We start from the raw sequence: 26,064 nt of genomic DNA, 5'->3' as shown, positions 1-26,064 counted from the left end.
CCGCACCTGGTCTCTTCCTTGCAGCTCGTGCAGCTCGATGGAGCGGCGACCCATGATGCAAGACGCGGCGAGGGAGCGGACCCAGGGCACGTCGACTGCAGATACTGCAGATGCTGTCACCATCTCTCTCTGCGGTGACGTGATGACCGGCCGGGGGATCGATCAGATCCTGCCGTGTCCCAGCGCTCCGGTGCTGTACGAGCTGGCCGTGGAGGACGCGAGGGGTTACGTCGAGCTCGCCGAGCGCGCGAGCGGCCCCATTCCCCGTCCCGTCGATTTCTCGTACGTCTGGGGGGCCGCGCTCGAAGCGTGGAGCCGGCGGGCGCCCGCCGTCCGGCTGGTCAACCTCGAGACGGCGATCACGACCAGCGATGAGCCGTGTCTCAAGGGTATCAATTACCGGATGCACCCAGGGAACGTCTCGTGCCTCGCCGCGGCGCAGATCGACTGCTGCGCGCTGGCCAACAACCACGTCCTCGACTGGGGAGTTGCCGGGCTGATCGACACGATCGCCGCGCTCCGGTCGGTGAACGTGACGACGGCCGGCGCGGGCCGCGACCTCGATGAGGCGGCGGCGCCGGCGCTCATCGAGGTCGAGGGCGAGGGGAGGGTCCTCGTCTTCTCGCTGGGCTCGGAGACCAGCGGCGTCCCGCGGCGCTGGGGCGCCTCGGTGGACCGCCCGGGCATTCACCTGGTCGATGAGTCGTCTCCCGCGGAGGTCGGTCGCGTGCTGGACGCGGTGCGGGCGGCCAGGCGGGAGGGCGACATCGTCGTGGCCTCGATCCACTGGGGCCCCAACTGGGGGTACGAGGTCCCGGAGGAGCAGATCGCGCTCGCCCACGCCCTCGTCGACGTCGCCGGCGTCGACGTGGTTCACGGGCACTCCTCGCATCATCCGAAGGCGATCGAGGTCCACGCGGGGCGGCTGATCCTCTACGGCTGCGGCGACTTCGTGAACGACTATGAGGGCATCAGCGGACACGAGGCCTATCGAGGCGATCTGGCCACGATGTACTTTGCCACGCTGCGCGCGGGGACCGGCGAGCTCGTCGGTCTGGAGCTGGTACCGCTGCGGATGAGCAAGTTTCGCCTCCACCGCGCCGCGCAAGAGGACGCGCTCTGGCTGAGGGGCGTGCTGAGCCGAGAGGGCGCGCGGTTCGGGACGCGCGTCGAGCTCGGGGAGGAAGGTAGCCTGCTGCTGCGCTGGAGCTGATCCGCGAGCATCGCACCGCTGCCCTCGTGCGGCTACGCGGTCGCCTCGAGCGCCTGGGGCGCCAGGTAGCGGACAAACCACGCGCTGGCCGCGCGCGCGACCTCTTCCAGCGTCCCTGGCTCCTCGAACAGGTGCGTCGCTCCCTCCACGATCGCGAGCTGTCGCGGTCCGCGCAGGAGATCGAGCGCCTGCCGGTTCAACGCGAGCACCTCGGTGTCCGCGCTCCCGACGATGAGCAGCGTGGGCGCGCGGACCTGCTCGAGGTACGCGCCGGCGAGATCGGGGCGCCCGCCCCGCGACACCACGGCGTCCGCGAGATCCGGACGCCTCGCCGCGGCGATCAGCGCGGCCGCGGCGCCGGTGCTCGCGCCGAAGTAGCCGATCCGGAGCGCGCTCGTCTCGGGTTGCTCGCGCGTGGCCAGGGCCGCGCTCATGACCCGCCCCGCGAGGAGCTCGACGTCGAACCGGAGGTGGCCAGTCCGCTCATCCACCGCCTCTTCCTCGCCGGTGAGGAGGTCGAAGAGCAACGTGGCCAGCCCGGCGCTCTGGAGCACCTCGGCGACGTACCGGTTGCGCGGGCTATGCCGGCTGCTGCCGCTCCCGTGAGCGAACAGGACGAGGCCTGTCGCCCCGGCGGGGATCGTCAGGCTGCCCTGAAGGCGCGCGCCGTCGTCGAGCTCGAGCTCGATGGGGAGCTCATCTGCCGGCTCCGGCGGGCCCGCCGGCCCCTCCTCGCCTTCCGCGCCCGCGCCGCCGGTGCGCGCCCGCTCGAGCAGCTCCACGACATCCTCGTCCGTGGTCTGGCGGAAGTCTTGGTAATAGGCGCCTATCGCGAACAGGTGCGGATCCGCGTCGAGGCAGACCACCTCATCGACCTCGGGGCGCAGCGATTCGAGCGTCGTCGCCGACGCGACCGGGACCGCGAGGACGAGGCGCCTCGGCCTGCGCCGCCGGATGGCCCGGAGCGCGGCGCGCACGGTCCCGCCGGTCGCGATGCCGTCGTCGACGACGACGACGGTGCGGCCCTCGACGTCGACCGGCGGCCGGCCGCGCCGAAAGCGCCGCACGCGGTCCTCGACCTCGGCGGCCTTGCGGTCCACGATCTCCGCGACCTCCTCCTGGGGGACGTCGATCTCCGCGAGCACCCCCTCATTGAGGTACACCTCTCCCCCCTCCGAGATGGCGCCCAGACCCAGCTCTTCGTACCCCGGAACGCCGAGCTTGCGCACCACCCAGACGTCGAGCGGCGCCTTGAGCGCCCGGGCGACCTCGTAGGCGACCGGGACGCCGCCGCGCGGGAGCCCGAGCACGACGGGCGCCTCGTCGCGGTAGCGACCCAGCGCGAAGGCCAGGCGGCGCCCTGCATCAACGCGATCTCGAAACAGCATGAAGCCCCTCCTCCGGTCGCGTGCTGACCGTGACGTCCTCGCCCCTGACACAGCCGGCCCTCAGGTCCTCCTCTGCGCTTCCCGCCGCTGCTGCCTCGTCACCAGCGCGCTCAGCTCGGAGAGCTCGTCCGACAGGAACTCGAGGAGATCGTCGAAGGCGATGATCCCCTGGAGCACCCCCTCGTCGTTCACCACCGGCACGCGGCGGATGCTCTCGGCGCGCATCCTGCCGAGGACGTCCAGGAGGTCCTCCTGCTCTCGCGCTGTGACCAGCGGCTCGGTCGCGACATCCGCCACCTGGAGAGACTCCAGGTAGGGACTCGCGTTCGCCACCACGCCGACCACGATGTCGCGATCGGTGATGATGCCGGCAGGCACGGTCCTCCCGGCGGGCTCGTCGACGATGACCAGGCTGCCGACGTGATGCGCCCGCATGCGGCGGGCGGCCTCGATCACGGTCTCGGTCTTGCCGATGGTGACGACGCGCCGATTGCAGAGCTCTCCCGCAGTGGTCACGGCATTCCTCCCAGCGAACGCTCCATGGAGCCGGAGTCGGCTCCGGGAAGCCCATACCCAGGGGTCATGGAGGCGGTGCGCTCCTATGGCACGTGGCGAGCAAACAGAGCAAACAGAGCAAACAGAGCAAACAGAGCAAACAGAGCAGGCAGAGCAGGCAGAGCAGGCAGAGCAGGCGCAGAGGCGTGATGACGGCGGAGGCGAGCGGACGTCACCGGAGACATCAGGCCCTGGGGTTGCATCTGGAGAGCGGTCACAGCTCGAATGAGCGGCGCCATGAGCCCCCACGACACGGCAAGGCGGCGCAGCGGAGCACCCATGGAGATCTGCCTCTTCGCGGGCAACGCGAACCTCCCTCTCGCACAGGCCGTGGCGGAGCGCCTGGGCGTCGGCCTGGGCGACGCCCTGGTGCGCCGCTTCGCGGACGGCGAGCTTCACGTGCAGCTACGGGAGAGCGTGCGAGGGCGGGACGTGTATTTCCTCCAGCCGACGAGCCCACCGGTCGACGAGCACATCGCCGAGCTCCTGTTCCTCGCGGATGCATGTCGCCGCGCAGGGGCCTCGCGCCTGACAGCCGTCATTCCGTATTTCGGCTATGCCCGCCACGACCGCCGCGCCTCGGGAAGGGAGCCGGTAGGGGCCCGGCTCGTCGCCGATCTCTTCACGACAGCGGGCCTCTCGCGCGTGGTGGCCGTCGACCTCCACAATGCCGCGCTCGAGGGGTTCTTCTCCATCCCGCTCGAGCACCTGAGCGCGGTGCCGCTGCTCTCGGACGCGGCGAGACCCTGGATCTCCGAGCGCAGCGTCATCGTGGCGCCGGACCTGGGCGCCGCGAAGCTCGCGGATCGCCATGCCCGGCTCCTCCGCTTGCCTGTCGCCGTCGTGCACAAGACCCGCCTCAGCGGCGAGGACGTCAGCGTCCACGCCATCACGGGCGAGGTCCGGGGACGGTCGCCCCTCCTCGTCGACGACATGATCAGCACCGGCGGGACGATCGAGGCCGCCGTGAACGCCTTGCTCGCGGCGGGCTGCGCGCCGGACATCACCGTTCTCGCGACGCACGCCCTCTTCGTCGGCCCGGCGGTGGCTCGGCTCTCCGCGCTCCCGGTGCGCCGTTTCCTCGTGACCGACAGCGTCGCTGCCGCCACGGGCGCGGCGATCCCCGTCGAGCTCGTCCACTTGGATGGGCTCCTGGCCGAGGCGATCCGGCTCCTCCATGACGGCCGGTCGCTGGAGGCGCTGCTCGCGCGCGGCGAGGCCGCAGGCCCTCCGCGCTGAGCCGGCGCCCGAGCAGGAGAACCCATGAGCGACGCCGACGACGGGAAGCGCCCGCGCCGGTACGATCGTTGCCTGAGCCCTGTCGCGGAGGTGTGTTGGATGGAAGCGCCTGTGCCGAGCAGGAGACTGCGTCGTTCGAAGGAGCCCTCATGAGCTCGCTCGGGATCCCTCCGGCCGAGGCGCACGCCGTGCTGCGGGCGATGCTGCTCATCCGCCGCTTCGAGGAGCGGTGCGCCGAGCTGTACACGCTCCAGAAGATCCGCGGCTTCCTCCACCTGGTCATCGGTGAAGAGGCGGTCGTGGTCGGGGCGATGCGGGCGCTCGAGGACGACGACGCCGTGGTCGCCGCCTACCGCGAGCACGGCCATGCGCTGCAGCGCGGGGTCTCGCCCGCCGCCGCGATGGCCGAGATGTACGGGAAGGCGACGGGCTGCGCCCTCGGGCGCGGCGGGTCGATGCACATGTTCTGCGCGGAGCGGCGCTTCTACGGCGGCTACGCCATCGTGGCCGGCGGCCTGCCCATCGCGGTGGGGCTCGCGCTCGCCGACAAGCTCGCCGGCCGGCGGCGGGTCACGGCGGCGTTCTTCGGCGACGGCGCGACCGACGAGGGGGAGTTCCACGAGTCGCTGAACCTCGCCGCGCTGTGGAGCCTGCCGGTGCTCTTCCTCTGCGAGAACAACCAGTACGCCATGGGGACGGCGCTCGCGCGCCACGCCGCGAACCCGCGGCTCATCGACATCCCCGCGGCCCACCACGTGCCGGCCGAGCAGGTCGACGGCATGGATGTGCTCGCGGTGGAGCAGGCCACGCGGCGCGCGGCCGCGGCCGTGAGGGAGGCGGCCGGCCCCCGCTTCCTCGAGCTGCTGACGTACCGCTTCCGCGCGCACTCGATGTACGACGCCGAGCGATACCGGGACAAGAGCGAGGTGGCCGCCTGGCGGGAGCGCGACCCCATCGACCTGTTCGTCGCGCGGCTGCGCGCCGAGGGGCTGCTCGACGACGGCTCGCTCGCCCGGATCCTGGGCGAGGTCGCGGCCGAGGTCGAGGCGGCCGTGAAGGCCGCGGAGGAGGCGCCGCTCGAGCCGGTGGAGGACCTGACCCGCTTCGTCTACGCCCGGGAGGTGCCGTGATCGCGCCCGGGGAGTGCGGCGAGGAGAAGGCGGAGTTCGTGGGCGCATGGACGCGAACGCGCAGCGGCTCTCGGGCCTACCCCTCGCGGAGCTGCTCGAGCGGCTCGGGACCTCGCCGGGCGGGCTGACGAGCGAGGAGGCGCGGCAGCGGCTCGGGCGGTTCGGACCCAACGAGCCCGCGGCCACGACGAGGCGAGAGGCGGCCGTCGTCCAGGTGCTGCGCCGCTTCGCGAACCCGCTCGTGAGCATCCTCCTGCTCGCCAGCGTGGTGTCGGCGCTCCTCGGCAACCTGACGAACGCGGCGGTCGTCGTGGTCATCGTGGCGCTGAGCGTCGCGGTCGAGTCGGTGCAGACGCGGCGGTCCCACCGCGCGGCCGAGCGGCTCCGCGCCCAGGTCGCGCCCACCGCGACGACGCTGCGGGACGGGGTGTTCCGCGAGCTCCCGCGGCGCGAGCTCGTGCCGGGCGACGTCCTGCGGCTCACCGCGGGCGATCTGGTCCCCGCCGATGCGCGCCTGATCACGGCCAGGGATCTGCACGTGCACCAGGCCGCGCTCACCGGCGAGCCGCTGCCCGCCGAGAAGAGCCCCGACCCTGGGCCCTCGACCGCGACGAGCCCGGACGAGATGACCCAGGCGGTGTTCCTCGGGTCGTCGGTGGTGAGCGGCACCGCGACCGCGGTCGTGTTCGCGACGGGCGCCGACACGGCGTTCGGCGGCATCGCCCGCGCCCTCGCGACCCGCCCTCCGCAGACCGAGTTCGAGCGGGGGATGGCGCGTTTCGGGGCGTTCATCCTCAGGCTCGTGCTCTTCCTCGTGCTCCTCGTCATCGCGTTCACCGCCGCGCTCCGGCGCGATCCGCTCGAGTCGCTCCTCTTCGCGGTGGCCCTGGCCGTGGGGCTCACCCCCGAGTTCCTGCCGATGATCACCACCGTCACGCTCGCGCAGGGCGCGGTGCGGCTCGCGCGCGAGAAGGTGATCGTCACGAACCTCTCGGCGATCCAGAACTTCGGCAGCATCGACGTGCTCTGCAGCGACAAGACGGGGACGCTCACCACGGGCGAGATGGAGCTCGAGGCCCACGTGGACCCGCTCGGCGAGCCGTCGGAGAGGCCGTTCCTCCTCGCCTACCTGAACAGCTACTTCGAGAGCGGCGTGGACAACCCCGTCGACGCGGCCGTGCTCCGCAGATCCGCGGTGAACCCGCTCGACGCGGCCGTGCTGCGCCACGAGCACCCCGACATCAACGGCTTCCACAAGCTCGACGAGCTGCCGTTCGACTTCGAGCGGCGCCGCGTGAGCGTGGTCGCCGAGCGCCAGGGCGAGCGGCTGCTCGTGACCAAGGGCGCGCCCGAGAGCGTCCTCGCGATCGCGACCTCGTACGAGGCCGGCGGCGAGGTGCGGCCGCTCGACGACGGCGCCCGCGCGCGGTGCGAGGCGGCGTTCCATGCGCTCGGCCAGCAGGGCTACCGGGTGCTCGCGGTCGCCTACCGCGTCGTGCCGGCCAAGCCGGCGTACGGGCGCGACGACGAGGTCGATCTCACGCTCGCGGGGCTGCTCGCGTTCGTCGATCCGCCGCTCCCCGACGCCGCCGGGATCGTGGGCGCCCTCCGTGAGGAAGGGGTCGACGTGAAGATCCTGACGGGCGACAGCGAGCTCGTCGCCGGGCACGTCTGCCGGCAGGTCGGCCTCGATCCCGGCGAGATCGTCCTCGGCGGCGCGATCGATCGCCTCGACGACCCGGCGCTCTCCCACCTCGCCGAGCGCACCCGCGTGTTCGCGCGCGTCTCGCCGGCGCAGAAGAACCGCGTCCTCCGCGCGCTCAAGGCCCGCGGCCACGTGGTCGGCTACGTCGGCGACGGCATCAACGACGCGCCGTCGCTGCACACCGCCGACGTCGGGATCTCCGTCGCCGGCGCCGTCGACGTGGCCAGGGACGCCGCGGAGATCGTGCTGCTCGACCGCAGGCTCGACGTGCTGCGCTCGGGCATCCTCGAGGGGCGGAAGGCCTTTGGCAACGTGATGAAGTACCTGCTCATGGGGACGAGCTCGAACTTCGGCAACATGTTCAGCATGGCCGGGGCCTCGGTGCTCCTCCCGTTCTTGCCGATGCTGCCCGCGCAGATCCTCCTGAACAACTTCCTCTACGATCTCGCGCAGATCACGATCCCGACGGACAACGTCGACGCGAGCTTCGTCCGGAAGCCGCGGCGGTGGGACATCGCCTTGATCCGCCGCTTCATGATGGTGATCGGGCCGATCAGCTCCCTGTACGACTTCCTCACCTTCTACGTGTTGCTCCGCGTGTTCCGCGCGCCGGCCCCGCTCTTCCGCACCGGCTGGTTCGTCGAGTCGCTGGCCACGCAGACGCTGGTGATCTTCGTGATCCGCACGATGGGCAGCTCCTTCAAGAGCTCTCCGAGCCGCGCGCTCGCGGCGACCACGCTCGGCGTCGTGGCCGTGGCCCTCGCGCTGCCGTACAGCCCCTTCGCCGGGCTGCTCGGCTTCGTGCCGCTGCCGCCCGGCTTCTTCCTGTTCCTCGCGGGCGCGACGCTGACCTACCTCGCCATCGTCGAGGCGATCAAGCGCGTGCTCATGCGCCGCATCTTCGCGTGACGCGGGGCCGCCGTTCGGGATGACCGCACGAGCGCGCTCTTCCTCCGCACCTCGGCGCCGGTACGCTCGTTGCTCGGCCGCGTCTCTCGGAGCCTGAATGTGATGAGGGGAGGCACCCGGCCAGACCAGGAACGCGCGCAGCACGGCAGGGCCCGTCCTGCCGGCCCTGGACTCGATCCGCTGCGTCCACGCCCCGGAGGACCCGTGACGTGAAGCGGACGGCGACCTACCGCGAGGCGGTCCGCTCCGGGCTGCGCGAGGCGCTCCGGCGCGAGCCGCGGGCCTTCCTGATGGGCGAGGACGTGGGCCGCTACGGCGGCGCCTACGCGTGCAGCGCCGGCCTGCTCGAGGAGTTCGGGCCGGAGCGGGTCCGCGACACGCCGCTCGCCGAGTCGACCTTCGTCGGCGCCGGTATCGGCGCCGCCCTCGGCGGGGCGCGCCCGATCGTCGAGGTGATGACGGTCAACTTCAGCCTGCTCGCGCTCGACCAGATCGTGAACAACGCGGCGACGCTCCGGCACATGTCCGGCGGCCAGTTCTCGATCCCGCTCGTCGTGCGCATGGCCACGGGGGGCGGCCGCCAGCTCGCCGCGCAGCACTCGCACAGCCTCGAGAACTGGTACGCGCACGTGCCCGGGCTCAAGGCCCTCGCGCCCGCGACGGTGCAGGACGCGCGCGACATGCTGCTCGCCGGGCTCGACGATCCGGACCCGGTGGTCGTCTTCGAGCACCAGTACCTCTACCCCATGGAGGGCGAGCTCGACGACGAGGCGCCCCCGGCGGCTCCCTTCCGCGCGGAGGTGCGGCGCGCGGGCCGCCACGTGAGCCTGATCGCGCACGGCGGCTCGGTCCCGAAGGCGCTCGCCGCCGCCGAGCAGCTCGCGGGCCGCGGCGTCGAGGCCGAGGTGCTGGACCTCCGGTGCCTGCGGCCGCTCGACGAGGAGGCGATCCTCGCGACCGTACGGCGGACGCACCGCGCCGTGCTCGTCGACGAGGGGTGGCGGAGCGGGAGCCTCGCCGCCGAGGTGAGCGCGCGGATCATGGAGGGCGCGTTCTACGAGCTCGACGCGCCCGTCGCGCGGGTGTGCAGCGCCGAGGTGCCGATCCCCTACGCCCGCCACCTCGAGGAGGCGGCGCTGCCGCAGGTCCCGCGCATCGTCGCCGCCGTGGAGAGGACGGTGCGGCGCGATGGCTGAGTTCCTGATGCCCTCGCTCGGCGCGGACATGGAGGCCGGGACGCTGGTGAAGTGGCGCCGCGCGGTGGGGGACCGCGTCGCGCGCGACGACGTGATCGCCGAGGTCGAGACCGAGAAGGGGCTCGTGGAGGTCGAGGTGTTCACGAGCGGCGTCATCGACCGGCTCCTCGTGGAGCCCGGGCAGAAGGTGCCCGTCGGCACGGCGATGGCCGTGATCCTCGAGGGGCGTGAGGCTGCGGCCGGCGCGCCCCCGCCCGCCGCGCCTGCTGCGCCCGCCGCGCCCGCGCCGCCGTTTCCTCCCCCGGCGGCCGCCGCGCCGCCGCAGGAGGCCGCCGCGGCGCCGCAGGAGGCCGCCGCGCCGCCGCCCGCGGCCCTCGCGCAGGGGCCGCGCGTGTCTCCCCGCGCGAGGCGGCGGGCGCAGGAGCTCGGGGTCGACCTTGCGCGGGTCCAGGGGACGGGACCGGACGGCGCCGTCGAGGCCGTGGATGTCGAGCGGGCGGCGGCGGCCCGCACGAAGGAGGCGGCGGCCGATGCCATGACGAAGGAGGCGTCGGCCCGCATGCGCCGGGCGATCGCGGCGGCGATGGCCCGATCGAAGCGCGAGGCGCCGCACTTCTACCTCGGCACGACCGTCGACCTCCGCACGGCGATGTCCTGGATCGAGCGGGTGAACGCGGAGCGCAGCGTGGCCGGACGGCTCCTGCCGGGCGCGCTCCTCCTCAAGGCGGCGGCGCTCGCCCTGCGCGCCGTCCCCGAGCTGAACGCCCGCTGGGAGGGGGATGAGGCGCCGCCCGCCCCGAGGATCCACCTCGGCGTGGCGGTGTCGCTCCGGGGCGGCGGGCTCGTGGCGCCGGCGCTGCACGACGCGGACCGGCTGCCGCTCGACGAGCTGATGGCCGCCTTGAAGGATCTGGTCCAGCGCGCCCGGGCCGGGACGCTCCGGAGCTCCGAGATGAGCGACCCCACGATCACCGTCACGAGCCTCGGGGAGCGCGGCGTGGAGACGGTGTTTCCCGTCATCTTTCCGCCGCAGGTGGCCATCGTCGGGTTCGGCAAGATCGCCGAGCGGCCGTGGGTCGTCGACGGCCGTGTGGTGGCGCGGCCGCTCGTGAACGCGACGCTCGCCGCGGACCACCGGGTGACGGACGGCCACCGCGCGGCCGCCTACCTCGCCTCGCTCGAGGCGCTCCTGCAACGACCGGAGGGACTTTGACCGATGGACAAGGACGAGATCGAGGCCGTCGTGCGCCGGGAGCTCCAGCGCATCGCGCCGGAGGCGGACCTCCAGGCGCTCGGCCCGGACCGTGACTTCCGCGAGGAGCTCGACATCGATTCGATGGATTTCCTTGGCTTCGTGACGGCCCTCGACGCGGCGCTCGGCGTGAGCGTGCCCGAGTCGGATTACCGGCGGATCGCGACGGTCCGCGGGTGCACCGACTACCTGGCGAAGACGCTCGCGCAGCGAGCGGCGTAGCGTCAGCTGCGCCCGCGGTCACCGCGCCGGAGCTGGCGCGCGACGTACCGCCACGCGCTCGCGCAGCCGAGCGAGAGCCCGAGCAGACCGAGGCCGGCCCGGAGCATGACGCCTGTCCGCAAGCGCGCGTCGAGCCAGCTCCCCACGAAGAGCCCGAGCAGGGCCGGCAGCACGACGAGCCACCCGAGGCCGACCAGGGACAGCGCGAGCCCCAGCGGTCGCCCCCGCTCCCACGCCCAGCGCCTGCGCCGCTCGCCGAACCGGACGACGCCCTCGTGCAAGGGGTCGCGCTCCGTCGGCGCGCGCCCCGGCCCCTCGCTTCCCGGGGACGTCACCGCGGCTCCAACCGAGGGACCCCATGGCGCGGCCCTGTGATCCGCAGGTGGTCGGCCACCCTGCACAGCAGCGCTCCCTCCAGCCGGCGCAGGCCGCGGGCGGCCTCCTCCTCGGCGGCGGCCGTGCGGCGATAGCGGACGAGCACGTCGCGCTCGAGCTGGTCCAGGTCGTCGCTCGCGACGGCCTCGCGGGTGAGGACCTCGACCGCCCGCCGCTCGCGGACGGTCAGCACACCGCCGCGCACCGCCACGAAGCGCTCGCGCCCCGCGTCGTCCCGGTACACGAGCACCGAGACGACGAGCACCGTGAGCAGATCCGCGTGCCCCGGGAGGATCCCGAAGGAGCCCGTCGGGTCCTCGGCGCGGACGTGGCGGACCGGATCCACCTCCGCGATCAGCGCCGCCGGCGTCACGATGGTGAGCCTCACGATCCCTTCACCCGCGCGCGCGCCTCGTCGAGCGTGCCCACCATGTACAGCGCGGCCTCCGGCCAGTCGTCGCACTCTCCGGCGAGGATCGCGTCGCACCCCCGGATGCACTCGGCGACCTCGACCGTCGCGCCCGAGCGCCCCGTGAACGCCTGGGTCACGACGAACGGCTGCGTGAGGAACCGCTGGAGCCGCCGCGCCCGCGCGACCGTGCGCCGGTCCTCCGGCGAGAGCTCCTCGATGCCGAGCATCGCGATGATGTCGGCGAGCTCCCGGTACTCCGCCAGCGTGCGGCGGACCTGCGCGCTGGTCCGGTAATGGGCCGCGCCGACGACGAGCGGATCCATCAAGATGGAGCTCGAGGTCAGGGGGTCGATCGCCGGATAGATCCCCTCGCTCGACAGCTTGCGCGAGAGCACGATCGCCGCGTCGAGGTGCGTGAGGATCTGCGCGACCGCCGGATCGGTCATGTCGTCGGCGGGGACGTACACGGCCTGGATCGACGTCATGGATGCGCGCGCGGTGGAGGCGATCCGCTCCTCGATCTCGGCGATCTCCGTGGCCAGCGTGGGCTGGTAGCCCACCCGGGAGGGCAGGCGCCCGAGGAGGCCGGAGACCTCGCTGCCGGCCTGGACGAAGCGGAAGATGTTGTCGATGAGCAGCAACACGTCCTGCCCGCGCTCGTCGCGGAAGAACTCGGCATGCGCGAGCGCCGTCATCCCGACGCGGAAGCGCGCGCCCGGCGGCTCGTTCATCTGGCCGAAGACCAGCACCGTCCGGTCGAGCACCCCCGAGGAGCGCATCTCGAGCCAGAGCTCGTTCCCCTCGCGCGATCGCTCGCCGATCCCCGCGAACACAGCGATGCCGCGCTGCTTCGAGATCGTGCTCCGGATGAGCTCCATCAAGAGCACCGTCTTGCCGACCCCGGCCCCGCCGAAGAGCCCTGCCTTGCCCCCGCGCGCGAGCGGCGCGAGCGGATCGATCACCTTGATGCCCGTGGGGTAGACCTCGCGCGCCCGCACCTCGGCCTCGAGCGGCGGCGCCGGGCGGGAGATCGGGCGGCGCGGGGTGTCCGGCGGGAAAGCGCCGCGCCGATCGAGCGGGTCGCCGAGGACGTCGACGAGCCGGCCCAGCGCGGGCTCTCCCACGGGCACCGTGATCGGCGCCCCGGCGGCCGCGACGCGCGCCCCGCGCTGCAGGCCTCCGGTGAACCCGAGGGCCACCGTCCGCACGTGCTCGGGATCGAGCTGCTGCTGCACCTCGAGCACGAGGCGGCGGCCGTCGAGCTCCAGCGCCAGCGCCTCGCCCGTGCGCGGGAGCGCGCCTGCGGGGAACGCGACGTCGACCACCGAACCCCGCACCCTGCGCACGGCGCCCTCGGCCCGCCCCGCGCCGGCTCCGCCGCCGCCCGCCATCGTCACCCCTCCGCCTCGCGCAGCGGCTCCGAGCCGGCGGCGATCTCGAGGAGCTCGCTCGTGATCGCCTCCTGCCGCGCGGTGCGCTCCGCGCGCGAGAGCTCGTCGAGCTCATCCCGCAGGCTGCGCTGCGACGCCTCCATCGCCGCGAGGCGCGCCGCGCGCTCGCACGCGAACGCCTCGCCGAGCGCCCAGACCACCTGGGCCAGGCAGTGCTCCTCGATGATCCGCGCGACGAGCGCGGCCGCCGGCAACGTGCGCAGCGGGGGCTCGCCCCGCGCCGCCCCCGCGCCGGACCCGCGCTCCGGCGGGAACAGCCGGAGCGCCTCGGGCCGCCACCCGAGCGCGCCGGCGCGCCGCGCGAACACCAGATCGACGCAGGCGATCGCGCCGCCGGCGATCGCGCCGAACAGGTCCCGCGTGAGCCGATCCGCGGCCGGTCCGACGCCCGGGATCGTCGACGGCAGCGGGCCCGAGGCCAGCGCGGCGACGCCGCGGTCGCGGCAGAGCCGGAGCCCCCGCGTGCCCAGCGCGGCGAGCTCCGCCGGCCCCGGATCGTCGCGGGCGACGCGGAGCGCCGCGTCGAGCAGCCGCTCGTTGAGCGCGCCGACGAACCCGTGCTCCGAGAAGAGGACCACGACGCGCCGGGCGCCGGCGGCGCCGGCGGGCTTCTCGAAGGGCGCGCGCCCCTCCTCCGCGTCGAGCAGCTCGAGCGCCTGGCCGAGCGCCTCCCGCGTCGCCGCGGCGTAGCGCTCGAACCCCATGAAGGCGTCGTTGGCCTGCCGCCGGTGCGACGCCGCGACCGAGCGCATCGCGTCGACCACCTTCGCCGCCTGCGAGAGCGTGCGGATCCGCGCGGCGAGCTCAACCGCGTCCATCGCCTCGCCCCTCGTCGCCGCGGGCTCCGACCTCGGCCACCATCGCGGCCAGCTCGGCGAGGAGCGCGCGGCGCTCTTCCGGCGCGGGCTCGACGCCCGCCTCGAGCCGCGCGAGCGTCGCGGGGCACCGCGACGGGAGCCCGCGATCGAGCGCCTCGCGGAGCGCGTCGATCGCCGCCACAGGGAGCGGGTCGAGCAGGCCCTCCTGGAGCGCCATCAGCAAGGCGATCTGCCGCCCGACCGACAGCGGCCGGTGAAGCGGCTGCGCCATCGCCGCGCGCGCTCGACGGCCGCGCTCGAGCGCTCGCTTCGTGGCCTCTTCCGCGCCCCCGCCGACGCGCGCGAACAGCTCGAGCTCCAGGAACTGCGCGTACTCGAGCCGGAGGCTCTCCGCGACGGCGCGCATCGCGGGCGTCTGCGTCTTGCCGCCGACGCGGGACACGCTCTTGCCGACGTCGATCGCGGGCTTCCATCCCTCGTTGTAGAGGCGCGGGTCGAGGAAGATCTGCCCGTCGGTGATCGAGATGAGGTTGGTCGGGATGTACGCGCTCAGGTTGCTGGCCTGCGTCTCGGCGATGGGCAGCATGGTCAGGGAGCCGCCGCCGAGCGCCCCGGTCAGCTTCGCGGCGCGCTCCAGCAGCCGCGAGTGCAGGTAGAACACGTCGCCCGGGAACGCCTCGCGCCCCGGGGGCTGGCGCAGCAAGAGCGAGATCTGCCGGTGCACGAGGGCGTGGCTCGTGAGGTCGTCGAGGACGAGCAGCGCGTGCCCGCCGCGCTCGACGAAGTGCTCCGCCATCGAGCAGGCCGCGTAGGGGGTGAGCCACTGGAGCCCGGCCGTGGCGTCCGGCGCGGCGACGACGCACGTGGTCCGGTTCTTCGGGCCGTAGCGGCGAACCGCGTCGATCACCGCGCCGACCGAGGACGAGGTCTGGCCGATCGCCGCATAGATGCACACGACGTCGGTCTCCCGCTGGCTCAGGATCGCGTCGACCGCGATCGCGGTCTTTCCGGTGCCGCGGTCGCCGATGATGAGCTCGCGCTGGCCGCGCCCGAGCGGGAGCATCGCGTCGATGAGGAGGATCCCCGTGAAGAGCGGCTCGGTCACGGGGTCGCGATCGACGATGGACGGCGCCCGGCGCTCGATCGGCGCACGCGCGCGCGCGCGTGCGTGATAGACCGCCGCCCCGCCGAGCGGGCCGCCCCCGTCGATCGGCACCCCGAGCGGGTCGACGACGCGCCCGAGCAGCGCCTCCCCGACGGGCACGTCGATCACCGTGCCCGTCCCCTGGACGGCGGAGCCCGCGGCGATGCCCCTGTCCGGACCGAGCAGCACGCAGCCGATGGTGCCGGGATCGAGCGCCACCGCGAGGCCGCGCGTGCCGTCCTCGAAGACGAGGACCTCGTCGAGCTTCGCGCTGGGCAGGCCGCTGACGGCCGCGATGCCGTCGGCCACGCGGAGCACGCGCCCGACCTCCCGCGCCTCCGGTCCGAGAGGAACGCCGCGCGCGCTCTCTCTCGCCCGCCCCACCCAGCCGCCGAGGTCCTCAGCAAGCCCCATCCCGCACCTCGAGGGCGGCCGCGATCCGCTGGAGCCACGCCCGGTAGCTGAGCTGCCACACCCCGTGGGGGAAGCGCAGCTCCAGGCCGGCGACCATCGACGGATCGACCTGGAACACCGGGGCCACGGGGCGCGCGGCGACCCCCGAGAGCCACGCGCGGAGCCGCTGCTCCGCGTCCTTCCCGAGCGGGCTCGCCGAGACCACCTCCACGCGCGCCTCGTCGAGCTGGTCGAGCTGCCGGGCGACGAGCCGCCGCTGCTCCGGCTCGTCCAGGGTCTGCATGGCCCGGGCGACCAGGAGGGCGTCCTGCCCCGCCGACGCCTCGCGGAGCAGCCTCTCCGCGATCGTCATCGCGAGCTCGGTCGCCTGCGCCTCGAGCTCGTGGAGCGCGTGCGCCCGCTCCTCCGCGATCTCGGCCCGCGCCTGCTCGATCAGGCAGCGCGCCTTCTGCTCCGCCTCCTCGCGGACCCGCTGCGCCTCCCCGTCGGCGCGGCGCAGCGACGCCTCGAGCTCGCGGCGCCCCTCCTCGGCGAGCGCCGCGCGCCTGACCTGCGCCTCCTGCTCGGCCCGCTGCGCCCGCGCGCGCTCCTCGCGCGCGTCGCCGAGCACGGCCGCGGCGTCCCGCTGCCGCGCCTCGACGATCCTCGCCACCGGCTTCCACAGGAAGCGCCGGAGGAGCCAGGCGAGCACGAGGAAATTCACCGTCTGCAGCGCGATGTTCCAGCCGGAGACGTGCATGGCTCAGCGCACGAACGGGTTGGCGAAGAGCAGGACGAGCGCGACCACGAGGCAGTAGATCGCCGTGGCCTCGATCATCGCGAGGCCGACGAACAGGGTCCGCGCGATCGTCGTGCTGGCCTCCGGCTGGCGGGCGATCGCCTCCATGGCCGCGACGATCGCGCGGCCCTCGGCGAACGCCGGCCCGACGGCCCCGGCGCTGACCGCGAGCACGGCGCCGAGGATGCTCAGGCTCTCCGCGCTCACGCGGCCCTCCCGTCGACCTGCTCCTCGATCGCCGCGCCGACGTAGACGGCCGCGAGCACGGTGAAGATGTACGACTGCACGACCCCCACGAACAGCGCGAACGCCATGACGGGGATGGGGACGAGGAGGCCGGCCACCGACACGACCACGGCGAGCACGAGCCCGTGGCTCATGATGTTCCCGAGCAGGCGCATCATCAGGGAGAAGGTGCGGGTCGCCTGCGAGAGGAGGTGGATCGGCGCGAGCAGCGGGCTCGGTTCGAGGAAATGCTTGAGATAGCCGAGCAGGCCGTGCGCGCGGACGCCGTAGCCCGCGACGGAGAAGAAGACGATGAGCGCGAGCGCGAGCGGCGTCTCGATGCGCTCGGTCGGAGCATGGACCATGGGGAGCACGCCGGCGCAGTTGGCGGTGACGAGGAAGAGGAAGAGCGTGCCGAGGAGAGGCAGGTAGGGCTCGGGGTCGCGCCGGAGGATGGCGCGGATCTGATCGCCGATCGCGGTGACGACGACCTCCGTGGCGGCCTGGAGCCTGCCTGGCCTCACGGACAGCCGCCGTCCGATCAGGGCGCTCGCGCCCCCGAGCGCCGCGGTGATGGCGACGCTCGTGAGCATGGTCTCCGTGAAGGGCACCGGACCGACGTGGAAGAGGGTGGGCTCGGCCAGCGGCGAGATCATGCGCGCCTGTCCTCCGTCGGACGCAGGCATGCCCGCGCGACCATGCAGGCCACGGCCTGGACGAGCGCGAACCCTGCCACGACGGGCAGGAGGGCGCGGGCGTGGAGCCGCGCGATCGCGGTGAGCGCCGAGAGCAGCAGGATCCACCGCCCCGCGTGCAGCAGCAGCGCCCGCGCGGTGGCGCCCTCGGCGAGGAGCCGGCGGACGGAGCGGGCGAGCGCGCCGAAGAAGGCCGCCGCGAGCGACGCGCCGACCAGGGACCAGATGAGGGACGACATGCCGTTCTCCTTGCGCTCCGGGCCGCCCGCTCCGCGCGCCGGCGGCGCGCCGGACCAAGTCGGATCAATAAGAGAGCTGCGCCCGATCGAAAGGCGTGATCCCACGGCCCCGGAACGGAGGTGACGGCGACCCCGAGCTCTGGGGCGCTCGCGGCGAAGGCCAGCCCGGGGCCGCGGAAGCGCCGCAGCGCGCGTGTGCGTGCGCTGCGCGAGCAGCGTGTGGCGCGGCCGTGGCCGCCTGGGCGGCGTGGGCTCTTTGTCGCCACTTCGGCGCCGAGGGCGAAGAGCCCGCGCCGGGTACGGTGGTTGCGTGCCGGTCAGGGGAGGCGATGATGGAGGCGCCGAGGCAGATCAAGAAGCTTCGCGGCGCGGGAGAGCCGCCGCCGAACCTCGCCGACTACACGGAGGCGTGCCGCCGCTTCTCGTGGGCGGACGCGCGGGCCGAGCTGACCGGTCTGCCCGGCGGACAGGGGCTCAACATGGCCTACGAAGCCGTGGACCGCCATGCCGCGGGCGCTGGCAGGGATCGCGTCGCGATCCGCTGGCTCGGCAAGGACGGAGCGCGGGTGGACATCCGCTACGGCGAGCTCGCCGAGCTCACGGCCCGCTTCGCCGGCGCGCTCGCGGGCCTGGGGGTCCGGCCGGGAGATCGCGTCTATACGCTGCTCGGCAGGACGCCGGAGCTCTACGTCGCCGCGCTCGGCGCGCTCAGGCACCGGGCGATCTTCTGTCCGCTGTTCTCGGCCTTCGGCCCCGAGCCGCTGCGCGCGCGGATGAGCATCGGCGAGGCGCGCGTGCTGGTGACGACATCGCGGCTCTACGCGCGCAGGGTCGCGCCGATCCGCGGCGAGCTGCCGTCGCTCGAGCACGTGATCCTGGTGGACGGCGAGGCGCCGGGGACGCTCTCCTACCGGACGTTGCTCGACGGGGCGCCCGCCGCGGCGTCGATCCCGCCGACCGACCCGGAGGCGCCGGCCCTGCTGCACTTCACGAGCGGGACGACGGGCACGCCGAAGGGCGCCCTCCACGTCCACGCAGCCGTGCTGATGCACCATGTGACCGGGAGGCTCGCCCTCGACCTCCATCCGGACGACGTCTTCTGGTGTACGGCGGACCCGGGGTGGGTGACAGGCACCTCGTACGGCATCCTCGCGCCGCTGACGAACGGCGTGACCCTGGTCGTCGACGAGGCCGATTTCGACGCCGAGCGCTGGTACGAGATCCTCGAGCGAGAGCGCATCACGGTCTGGTACACCGCGCCGACGGCGATCAGGATGCTCATGAAAGCGGGCGTGGAGCCGCTCCGCGCCCGCGACCTCCGCGCGCTCCGCTTCATGGCCAGCGTGGGTGAGCCCCTGAATCCGGACGCGGTGTCATGGAGCAACGAGGTGTTGGGTCGCCCCTTCCATGACGGCTGGTGGCAGACCGAGACGGGCGGGATCATGATCGCCAACCTCGCCTCCGTGGATGTCCGCCCGGGATCCATGGGGCGCCCGTTGCCCGGTGTGGAGGCGGCGATCGTCCGCCGCACGCCCGAGGGGGGTGTCGAGGTGATCGAGCAGCCCGACGTGGAGGGGGAGATCGCGCTGCGCCCCGGCTGGCCATCGATGTTTCGCGCCTACTGGAACAACCCCGAGCGTTATGCGAAGTGCTTCGCGGGCGGCTGGTACCTGAGCGGAGATCTCGCCCGGCGAGACGGGGATGGATACTACTGGTTCGTCGGGCGCGACGACGACGTCATCAAGAGCGCCGGGCACCTCATCGGTCCCTTCGAGGTGGAGAGCACGCTGCTCATGCACCCCGCCGTGGCCGAGGCCGCCGTGATCGGGCGGCCGGATCCGATCGCCGGCGAGGTCGTCAAGGCGTTCGTCGCGCTGAAGCCCGGGCACGCTCCGTCGCCGGACGTCGAGCGGGAGCTCATCGGCTTCGCGCGCAAGCACCTCGGGCCGGCGGTCGCGCCGCGCGAGATCGCCTTTGCCGGCTCGGTGCCGCGGACGCGCAGCGGCAAGATCATGCGGCGGCTGCTCCGGGCGCGCGAGCTCGGTCTGCCCGAGGGCGACCTGTCCACGCTCGAGGCGGCCACGGGGGCGACCGGCACGGCCGGGGAGGAGGCGCCGTGAGCGCCGTGCGGGCACGACCCGTCTCTCCGGTCGGCCGCGCAGGTTGGGTCAGCCGCGCGCCGCGTCCGCGCTCGCGGTGCGCCCGGCCGCCGGGCTCACGGCGCCCGGCGAGCTCATTCCCCGCACCTCGGCGCCGGTATGGTCGTGGCTCTGGCTGAGGGACGTGCTTAGCCGAGAGGGCCCCTGCCTCCCTGCCTCCCTGTGAAATCCCTGCTTCTACGTGGATGCATCCTCGCTGACGAGGAGGAGCACGTCGCCTGGATCCAGACGCAGCTCTTCCTCATCGAGAAGCTCGGCGAGAGCACCTACCCCCAGAGCCAACTCACGTCAGGCGGCGACGCAGGAACAGCCGCCCCGACCGGGGCAGCCGCCACGGCCGGGTGACGGCGGGACTGGCGCGAGCGCATGAGGGCTCTGCGAGCTTACCCCTCGCGAAGGAGCCCCGCCGGCTGAGGGCCTCGGGCGCCGGTTGACGAGGAGCATGACGCGGCGTGCCGTGCGTGGATCTCACCACCTCGCGAGCGGTTACGGCGGTGACGCAGCCGAGCGGTCCAGCTCGTGCACCGCGAGCCAGCAGAGCGGCGCAAGGGGGGCGCGGCGGGAGGCCGACGCGCTGGACAACGCGGGGGCGTGGACATGAAGACGATACTCGACGCGATAGGCGAAACTCCCCTGCTGAAGCTCGACGGCGTTCACGTAAAGTGCGAGCACCTCAACCCCTCTGGCTCCGTCAAAGACAGGCTCGCCAGGTACATCATCGAGAAGGCGGAGAGGGAAGGGCTCCTGAAGAAGGGCGGGACGATCGTCGAGGCATCGTCCGGAAACACGGGAACTGCCGTCTCCATGGTCGGCGCCGTGAAAGGCTACAAGGTGACGATCTTCATCGCCGAGGGCCTCTCCGAGGAGCGCTACAAGATGATGAAGGCGTTCGGCGCCGACGTGCGGACAGTCCCGCGGGATCGGACGGATATCGCCGTGCAAAGGGCGAGCGCCATGGGAAAGGAAAAGGGCCATTTCCATGTGAACCAGTTCGCCAACCCCTGGAACGCCGAAGACCACGACAAGCACCTCGGCGGGGAGATCCTTCGCGCCTTCGGTCGCCGGCGGATCGACGCGGTCGTCGCGGCGATCGGCTCCGGCGGGACCCTGATCGGCCTCGCGAGGGCCTTCAGGCGGGTCAACCCCGACGTCGAGGTCTTCGGCGTCGAGCCCGCCCGGTGCGCCCTCGTCTACGGGCGCCTGTACGGCCGGCCCGAGGTGTGCCGGCCCCATCGGATCGAGGGCATCGCCGACGGGTTCGTGCCCCCGCTCATCGAGGACAACATCGAGCTCATCGACGATGTCCTCCTGATCGAGGACGAAGACGCGATCGAGGAGGCGAGGCGGATCGCGAGGACGCACGGCTGCTTCGTCGGGGTCTCTTCCGGGGCGAACCTCCTGGCCGCCAGGCGGGTCAAGGAGAAGAACCCCGAGCTGAGGAACGTGGTCACCTTGTTCCCGGACGAAGGGGAGAAATACCTGAGCGAGTCCTGGTTCTCGCGCTGAGCGCGCGCTCGGCCCGCGTGAGTTCGCCCTGACCGGCGGAGCCCGCGGGCGCGGCGCGGACAGCGGCGACGAGGAGCACGGCCACGAGGAGGACCAGCGCGATGCCCGCCGAGAGGGCGCGGATGTGCCCCTCCCGCATCGATCGCCGCCCGGGCGGCCTCGATCCGACGAGCACGAAGTGCTCTGCGTGCACGCGCCCGCCGGGCACGGCGCGGTCGCGGAGCGCCCGCTCCACGACGTTCATCATCGGCTCGGGGCCGCACACGAAGACCTCGGCGCCCTCGTACCGGTCGGTCAGGTGGCGGTCGAGGAGCTCGCGTCCGATGAGCCCGCCCTGCCCGCTCCAGCCGGGGGCCGGTCTCTCGATGACGTGCACGACGCTGAGGTCCATGGCGCGGGCGAGCTCTTCGAGCTCCTGCGCGAACACGATCTTGTCGACGGTGCTGCTCGCGTACACGAGGAGGACCGGGCGGCGATCGCCCCGGTCGTGCAGCGTGCGGATCATGCTCATCATCGGCGTGACGCCGATCCCGCCGGCGATGCAGACGAGCGGGTGCCGCGCCCGGAGATCGAGCGCGAAGGCGCCGTACGGCCCGGCGAGGTACGCCCGCGTCCCCACGGGGGTCTGCCCGATCGTGCGCGTGAAGTCGCCGAGCTCCTTGATCGTGAGCTCCACGCGCCGCGGCGAGGCCGCGCTCGACGCGATGGTGAAGGGGTGCTGCCGGGGCGAGAACGGCGACCGGCCCAGCGTGAGCCAGACCGATTGGCCGGGCTGGAACCGGAGCCCGTCATGCCCGGCCGCCTCGAGGACCAGGGTCCAGACGCCATCCCGCTCGCGGCGCACCTCGGCGACACGCCACGCTCGCCGGAGCGCCAGCAGCGGGCGCAGCAGGTGGGACGCGACCAGCGCCGCCGCCGGGACAGCGACGAGCGCCGTGACGGCGGCCTGCTTCGCCGGCGTCGCGCTCGAGCGTCCGATCATGAGCACGTGCCAGAGCGCGATGCCCACGACGGTCACCGCCAGCAGCCCGTGCCCGACGCGCCACGCCTCGTAGGGGATGCGCAGCCGGGTCAGCTGGCGCGGGACGAGCACGAGCAGCAGGAGACCCATCAGCGCGAAGGCGAGGGCCAGCGCGCGCGGCGCGCTCGCGGAGAGGTCCAGGAGGTGCCCGACGTACCAGGGCTCGGCGACGGCGAGGAGCACGACGTGCGCGGCGACGAAGCCCGCGGTCCACAGCCCGGCCTGCCGGTGGAAGAGGAGCACCGCGTCCAGGCCGAGCGCGTTGACGACGCGCCGTACCCGCGCCCCCAGCGCGAGCTGGAGCGAAAGGAGCGCCAGCGCGACGTAGCCGAGCCCTGCCGCGATCTCCACCGCGAGACCTCGTCCTTTCGGGACGGCGCCGACGAGCAGCAGCAAGAGGACGCTCGCGGCGAGCGCCAGGTAGACGGCGATCCAGCGCAGCCGAGCGACGCGCGCGCGCGCTGCCCGCGGTGCCTCCCATGCTTCCACGGTCGAGGCTACTCCGGCGCGCCCGCCTCGATCCACGCGCGCACCAGCCCGGCAGCGTCTCCCCACGCGGCCGGATGGCGTTCCGGCAGGGTGTAGTAAAGGCTCTCGTCGGGCTTGCCGGGCGTGACCAACGATCTCGCGGTGCGGTATGCCGCCATGGATCCGCCCGGCGCCGTGGCGTGGCAGCCGTCACATCGCTCGGCGGCCAGCGGCGCGATCCTATCGGCGAACCGCGCCGGCCCCTGCGAGGGGGTCGAGCGGGTCTCGCTGCACGCCGCGAGACCTACGCAGGCCGCGCAGGCGATCAAGCCCTGCTTGAAATGCATCGAGGTCGCCGCGACCGAGCGCCTGGCCTGCCGCGCAGCGGCGGACGGCTCGGCGGCGATCGTGGCGATCGGGCTCGGGCGGGTGGTCATCACATGAGCTCCAGAGATACGCAGCAGAGGTGCGTTTACGCCCAGTTTACGCCCAGTCATGCAGCTCGCGGGCCATGGCATGAAACGGTGACACACGCCTCATGCGAGCAGAGCGCCCCGGCCGCGTCGGGCGCGGCGTCTGGCGAGACAATTGCACCCTGCTCCGAGCATCGCCGGCGATCCAAGCGACGCCGATCGGAGAGGGGAACATGCCATTTCGAGATCGGGCCGACGCCGGCCGCCAGCTCGCGTCGCGGCTGACCGCCTATGCGGGGCGGGAGGACGTGACCCTCCTGGCGCTGCCGCGGGGCGGGGTGCCGGTGGGCTTCGAGATAGCGAAGCTGCTGCGGGTGCCGCTGGACGTGCTGATCGCGCGCCGGATCGTGGCGCCGAACCATGATCACATGACGATCGGCGCCGTCGCGAGCGGCGGCGTTCGGGTCGTCGATGAAGAGCTCTGCCGAGCGCTGGGCGTCTCGGACACGACGGTGCAATGGCTCGCCGACGCGGAAGCCCGGGAGGTGGAGCGCCTGGAGCGCGTCTATTACGGCTGCCACAGGGCGCCTGACATCCGGGATAGGACGCTCCTCCTCGTCGACGACGGCGTGGCGACCGGAGCGAGCATGCGCGCCGCCGTGACAGCCGTCGAGCAAGGCGGCCCGGCGGGCATCGTCATCGCGGTCCCCGTCGCATCGTATGCCGCGTACGCGGAGCTCTCGGGGCGCGCACGCGAGTTCGTGTACTGCTATATCCGAGATCCCGTCTATTCGGTCGGGCTCTGGTACGAGGATTACGCGCCGGTGTCCGAGCAGGATGTCTGCCGGCTCCTCGGAGAGGCGCTCGATCCGACCGCATCGCGCCGCGGCGCCGCCGGCGCTTCTGCGTGGTAGCGCTCGCTCAGCGACGCATAGAGCTCCTCCTCTTGCGCGAAATGCAGCCGCAGCACCGCGTGGAGCCCATAGAGGATCCGCTGGAAATCCTGCACATCCGCGGCCGTGGGCCCGCGCGGGTCGAGCTCTCCGAGCAGCTGCTCGTACAGCCGGATCAGGTGGAAGATCTCCCGGTGCGTCGCGCTCATGGGCGCCAGAGGATCCTCGCCGCCGAGCAGCCGGGAGATGACAGGATAGACCTCGGCGTCGTCGGCGCGCTCGTGCGGGAGGAGCCGCTCGCGGAGGAAGCGGTCGAGCGCATCGAGCTCTGCGCGCGCCGCCTCCCTCGCCAGGTGGTCGATGCGCTCGGCGACGACCCGCACCCGATCGAGCATCGGGATGAGCTGGTCGTGCTCCAGCTCCAGCCGGCGGCTCATGGCCTCGCCGAGGGCTGGCCTCCTCGCGCCGCGCCCGCCGCCCTGCGCCCGCAGCGCGCTCAGGATCGCGGCGACGTCGATCGCCTCCTGCAGGAGCGCGCCGGCGGCGGCTGGCAGGAAGCCGAGCGCCGCCGCGCCCATCGCGAAGAGCGACAGCCCCATGCCGAGGATCGCGCTTTGCGCGGCGATCGCGCGGGTGCGGCGCGCAATGGTCACGGCCTCGGCGAAGCGATCGAGCCTGTCCACCACGAGCACCACGTCGGCCGCCTCGGCGGACGAGGTGGCCCCGCGCGCGCCCATCGCGACGCCGACGTCGGCGGCGGCGAGCGCTGGAGCGTCGTTGATCCCGTCGCCGATCATCACGGTCAGCCCCTCGGCGCGCGCCTCGCGTACGGCGGCGACCTTCTCCTCCGGCGAGCGCTGGGCGAGCACGCGATCGACGCCGAGCGTGGCGCCGACCGTCTCGGCGACGAGGGGGTGGTCGCCCGTCACCATCACGACACGGCGAACGCCGACCCGCCGCAGCGCCCGCAAGGTCCGCGGCGCATCGGGGCGGATCGGGTCGTCGAGCGTCAGCGCGCCGATGACGCCGCTGTCCACGGCCACGAAGACGGTCATCGCGCCGGCGCGGGACGCGCGGCGCCGGAAGGCGCGGGCGTCCTCCGGGAGCGGCGCGCCCTGCGCTGCCCATTCGGCGCTCCCCACGCGGACGGCGCGCCCGTCCACCCGGCCCGTCATGCCGGCGCCGGGCGCCTCCTGAGCGCCCTCCGGGAAGGACAGATCGAGGCGACGCTCGCGGGCAGCGTGCACCAGGGCCGCGGAGAGCGGGTGCGACGAGATCTGCTCGAGGGACGCCGCCAGGCGGAGCACCTCCGTATCGTCCTCGATCGACCGGAAGCACGTCACTCCGGTCACGCGCGGGCCGCCGAACGTGAGCGTGCCTGTCTTGTCGAGGAGCAGGATCTCCGCCCGAGCGAGGGCCTCGAGCGCGGCGCCGCCCTTCACCACGATGCCGCGCCGGGCCGAGCGCGAGATGCCGCCGACGATCGCGATGGGCACCGCGAGGAGCAGCGGGCAGGGCGTCGCGACGACGAGCACGGCGAGCCCGCGGCCGGCGTCGCCGGAGAGGCCCCACGCCGCGGCGGCCACGGCGAGCGAGAGCGCGGCGAACGCCAGGGCATGGCGATCCGCGAGGCGGGCGAGCGGGGCCTTCGAGGCGGACGCCTGCTGCACGAGGCGGACGATGCCGGCGTACGTGCTCTCGTCCGCGCTCGCGACGGCGCGGAGCTCGAAGGCGGCACCGGCGTTCGTTGTCCCGCTGCCCACGCGGTCGCCGGGGGCCTTTTCCACCGGCCGCGGCTCTCCGGTCAGCGCCGATTCATCGAGGAGCGCCCGAGCACCCACGACGACCCCGTCGACGGGCACGATCTCGCCCGCCTTCACCAGCAGAAGGTCGCCGGGGGTGACGGCGCCGATCGGGACGGTCGTGACGTCGGCCCCCTCGCGGCGGTGCGCGACGCGGGGGGCGCGCGCGAGGAGGGCGGAGAGCTCGCGCCGGGCGCGCGCGGCCGCGTACCCTTCCAGGGCGCTGCCCGTCGCCATCATCACGCCGATCAGCGCTCCGGCCAGGTGCTCCCGGAGCAAGAGCGCGCCGCCGATGGCGAGGAGCGCGATGACGTCGACGCCCGCCCGCTTCTTCAGCACGTCCGCCAGGATGCGCGCGCCCACGAGGGCGAGCGCGATCATCGCGCTGGCCGCCCAGAACATGTCTCCTAGACGCGCGTGTCCTTCGAGGTGCGCCGCGGCT

24 protein-coding genes and 1 pseudogene are annotated in these 26,064 nt (G+C 73.3%); 11 read left to right on the top strand and 14 right to left on the bottom strand.

From position 1 onward, the window contains the following. Positions 1 to 52 precede the first annotated feature (52 nt). Positions 53 to 1,213 (top strand): CapA family protein, encoded by a 1,161-nt coding sequence (locus ACSRUE_RS34395; protein WP_441287286.1) that lies wholly within the window; start codon positions 53 to 55, stop codon positions 1,211 to 1,213. 32 nt (positions 1,214 to 1,245) lie between these two features. Here ACSRUE_RS34395 and ACSRUE_RS34390 read toward each other — a convergent pair whose 3' ends face one another. Both ACSRUE_RS34390 and ACSRUE_RS34385 read right to left on the bottom strand, forming a co-directional pair. After that, positions 1,246 to 2,601: a phosphoribosyltransferase family protein gene (locus ACSRUE_RS34390; protein WP_441287285.1), complete on the bottom strand. Its 1,356-nt coding sequence runs from the start codon at positions 2,599 to 2,601 to the stop codon at positions 1,246 to 1,248. A 60-nt stretch (positions 2,602 to 2,661) separates the two neighbouring features. Beyond that, complete coding sequence (locus ACSRUE_RS34385; RefSeq protein WP_441287284.1) at positions 2,662 to 3,117, bottom strand: CBS domain-containing protein; 456 nt, start codon at positions 3,115 to 3,117, stop codon at positions 2,662 to 2,664. Positions 3,118 to 3,435: 318 nt separating this feature from the next. Between ACSRUE_RS34385 and ACSRUE_RS34380 the strand changes: the two genes are divergently transcribed. The 6 genes from ACSRUE_RS34380 (at position 3,436) to ACSRUE_RS34355 (ending at position 10,809) form a co-directional block, all read left to right on the top strand. Continuing rightward, positions 3,436 to 4,395: a ribose-phosphate diphosphokinase gene (locus ACSRUE_RS34380; RefSeq protein ID WP_441293159.1), complete on the top strand. Its 960-nt coding sequence runs from the start codon at positions 3,436 to 3,438 to the stop codon at positions 4,393 to 4,395. A 149-nt stretch (positions 4,396 to 4,544) separates the two neighbouring features. Continuing rightward, entirely contained in the window at positions 4,545 to 5,525 is a 981-nt protein-coding gene (gene pdhA, locus ACSRUE_RS34375) for a pyruvate dehydrogenase (acetyl-transferring) E1 component subunit alpha (protein ID WP_441287283.1), read from the top strand. 46 nt (positions 5,526 to 5,571) lie between these two features. After that, positions 5,572 to 8,139 carry a magnesium-translocating P-type ATPase gene (mgtA, locus tag ACSRUE_RS34370; RefSeq protein WP_441287282.1) on the top strand — a complete coding sequence of 856 codons (2,568 nt, stop codon included), beginning with the start codon at positions 5,572 to 5,574 and terminating at the stop codon, positions 8,137 to 8,139. A 209-nt stretch (positions 8,140 to 8,348) separates the two neighbouring features. Further along, entirely contained in the window at positions 8,349 to 9,335 is a 987-nt protein-coding gene (locus ACSRUE_RS34365; protein WP_441287281.1) for an alpha-ketoacid dehydrogenase subunit beta, read from the top strand. Beyond that, positions 9,328 to 10,548: a dihydrolipoamide acetyltransferase family protein gene (locus ACSRUE_RS34360; protein WP_441287280.1), complete on the top strand. Its 1,221-nt coding sequence runs from the start codon at positions 9,328 to 9,330 to the stop codon at positions 10,546 to 10,548. Before ACSRUE_RS34365 ends, ACSRUE_RS34360 begins: the two co-directional genes overlap by 8 nt. A 3-nt stretch (positions 10,549 to 10,551) precedes the next feature. Next, positions 10,552 to 10,809, top strand: a complete 258-nt coding sequence (locus ACSRUE_RS34355) for an acyl carrier protein (protein ID WP_441287279.1) — start codon at positions 10,552 to 10,554, stop codon at positions 10,807 to 10,809. Between the two features lie 2 nt (positions 10,810 to 10,811). On the opposite strand, the gene ACSRUE_RS34350 is transcribed toward ACSRUE_RS34355, so the two are convergent. From ACSRUE_RS34350 to ACSRUE_RS34310, 9 genes and pseudogenes are all read right to left on the bottom strand, one after another. After that, positions 10,812 to 11,144, bottom strand: a complete 333-nt coding sequence (locus ACSRUE_RS34350; protein ID WP_441293158.1) for an AtpZ/AtpI family protein — start codon at positions 11,142 to 11,144, stop codon at positions 10,812 to 10,814. Continuing rightward, entirely contained in the window at positions 11,141 to 11,572 is a 432-nt protein-coding gene (locus tag ACSRUE_RS34345; protein WP_437331121.1) for a F0F1 ATP synthase subunit epsilon, read from the bottom strand. The genes ACSRUE_RS34350 and ACSRUE_RS34345 overlap by 4 nt, the downstream gene beginning before the upstream one ends. Further along, a pseudogene (gene atpD / locus ACSRUE_RS34340) lies at positions 11,463 to 12,987 on the bottom strand (F0F1 ATP synthase subunit beta); the annotation flags it as partial. The gene ACSRUE_RS34345 and the pseudogene atpD, both read right to left, overlap by 110 nt. Positions 12,988 to 12,989: 2 nt before the next feature. After that, the gene (locus tag ACSRUE_RS34335) at positions 12,990 to 13,865 is read right to left on the bottom strand and encodes a F0F1 ATP synthase subunit gamma (protein ID WP_441287278.1); all 876 of its coding nucleotides are present in this window, start codon (positions 13,863 to 13,865) and stop codon (positions 12,990 to 12,992) included. After that, complete coding sequence (locus ACSRUE_RS34330; protein ID WP_441287277.1) at positions 13,852 to 15,423, bottom strand: F0F1 ATP synthase subunit alpha; 1,572 nt, start codon at positions 15,421 to 15,423, stop codon at positions 13,852 to 13,854. The genes ACSRUE_RS34335 and ACSRUE_RS34330 overlap by 14 nt, the downstream gene beginning before the upstream one ends. After that, positions 15,410 to 16,162 carry a F0F1 ATP synthase subunit B gene (gene atpF, locus ACSRUE_RS34325; protein ID WP_441287276.1) on the bottom strand — a complete coding sequence of 251 codons (753 nt, stop codon included), beginning with the start codon at positions 16,160 to 16,162 and terminating at the stop codon, positions 15,410 to 15,412. The genes ACSRUE_RS34330 and atpF overlap by 14 nt, the downstream gene beginning before the upstream one ends. A 3-nt stretch (positions 16,163 to 16,165) precedes the next feature. Next, entirely contained in the window at positions 16,166 to 16,408 is a 243-nt protein-coding gene (locus ACSRUE_RS34320) for a F0F1 ATP synthase subunit C (RefSeq protein WP_437594783.1), read from the bottom strand. Beyond that, on the bottom strand, positions 16,405 to 17,082 hold the full coding sequence (gene atpB, locus ACSRUE_RS34315) for a F0F1 ATP synthase subunit A (protein ID WP_441287275.1): 678 nt from the start codon (positions 17,080 to 17,082) through the stop codon (positions 16,405 to 16,407). Before atpB ends, ACSRUE_RS34320 begins: the two co-directional genes overlap by 4 nt. After that, the gene (locus tag ACSRUE_RS34310; protein WP_437768420.1) at positions 17,079 to 17,360 is read right to left on the bottom strand and encodes an N-ATPase subunit AtpR; all 282 of its coding nucleotides are present in this window, start codon (positions 17,358 to 17,360) and stop codon (positions 17,079 to 17,081) included. The genes atpB and ACSRUE_RS34310 overlap by 4 nt, the downstream gene beginning before the upstream one ends. Positions 17,361 to 17,692: 332 nt before the next feature. Between ACSRUE_RS34310 and acsA the strand changes: the two genes are divergently transcribed. The 3 genes from acsA to ACSRUE_RS34295 all read left to right on the top strand — a co-directional run bounded on the left by acsA (position 17,693) and on the right by ACSRUE_RS34295 (position 21,025). Beyond that, positions 17,693 to 19,480, top strand: a complete 1,788-nt coding sequence (gene acsA, locus ACSRUE_RS34305) for an acetate--CoA ligase (protein WP_441293157.1) — start codon at positions 17,693 to 17,695, stop codon at positions 19,478 to 19,480. 201 nt (positions 19,481 to 19,681) lie between these two features. Next, complete coding sequence (locus ACSRUE_RS34300) at positions 19,682 to 19,864, top strand: hypothetical protein (RefSeq protein ID WP_437768419.1); 183 nt, start codon at positions 19,682 to 19,684, stop codon at positions 19,862 to 19,864. Positions 19,865 to 20,116: 252 nt separating this feature from the next. After that, positions 20,117 to 21,025 (top strand): PLP-dependent cysteine synthase family protein, encoded by a 909-nt coding sequence (locus ACSRUE_RS34295; RefSeq protein ID WP_437768418.1) that lies wholly within the window; start codon positions 20,117 to 20,119, stop codon positions 21,023 to 21,025. Here the strand turns inward: ACSRUE_RS34295 and ACSRUE_RS34290 are convergent. Together ACSRUE_RS34290 and ACSRUE_RS34285 are read right to left on the bottom strand one after the other, a co-directional pair. Next, positions 20,967 to 22,535 carry a ferredoxin reductase family protein gene (locus ACSRUE_RS34290; RefSeq protein WP_441287274.1) on the bottom strand — a complete coding sequence of 523 codons (1,569 nt, stop codon included), beginning with the start codon at positions 22,533 to 22,535 and terminating at the stop codon, positions 20,967 to 20,969. The genes ACSRUE_RS34295 and ACSRUE_RS34290 overlap by 59 nt on opposite strands. A gap of 8 nt (positions 22,536 to 22,543) precedes the next feature. Next, positions 22,544 to 22,951 (bottom strand): hypothetical protein, encoded by a 408-nt coding sequence (locus ACSRUE_RS34285; RefSeq protein ID WP_441287273.1) that lies wholly within the window; start codon positions 22,949 to 22,951, stop codon positions 22,544 to 22,546. 209 nt (positions 22,952 to 23,160) lie between these two features. On the opposite strand from ACSRUE_RS34285, the gene ACSRUE_RS34280 reads away from it, so the two are divergent. Further along, positions 23,161 to 23,841 (top strand): phosphoribosyltransferase, encoded by a 681-nt coding sequence (locus tag ACSRUE_RS34280; RefSeq protein ID WP_441287272.1) that lies wholly within the window; start codon positions 23,161 to 23,163, stop codon positions 23,839 to 23,841. Here the strand turns inward: ACSRUE_RS34280 and ACSRUE_RS34275 are convergent. Beyond that, the gene (locus ACSRUE_RS34275; protein WP_441287271.1) at positions 23,742 to 26,024 is read right to left on the bottom strand and encodes a heavy metal translocating P-type ATPase; all 2,283 of its coding nucleotides are present in this window, start codon (positions 26,022 to 26,024) and stop codon (positions 23,742 to 23,744) included. The two genes, ACSRUE_RS34280 and ACSRUE_RS34275, sit on opposite strands and share 100 nt — an antisense overlap. Positions 26,025 to 26,064: the final 40 nt, after the last annotated feature.

It is taken from the genome of Sorangium sp. KYC3313 (assembly GCF_052075895.1).
Taxonomy (GTDB): Bacteria; Myxococcota_A; Polyangia; order Polyangiales; family Polyangiaceae; genus Sorangium; species Sorangium cellulosum_B.
This window is presented reverse-complemented; position numbering and strand designations above follow the sequence as displayed.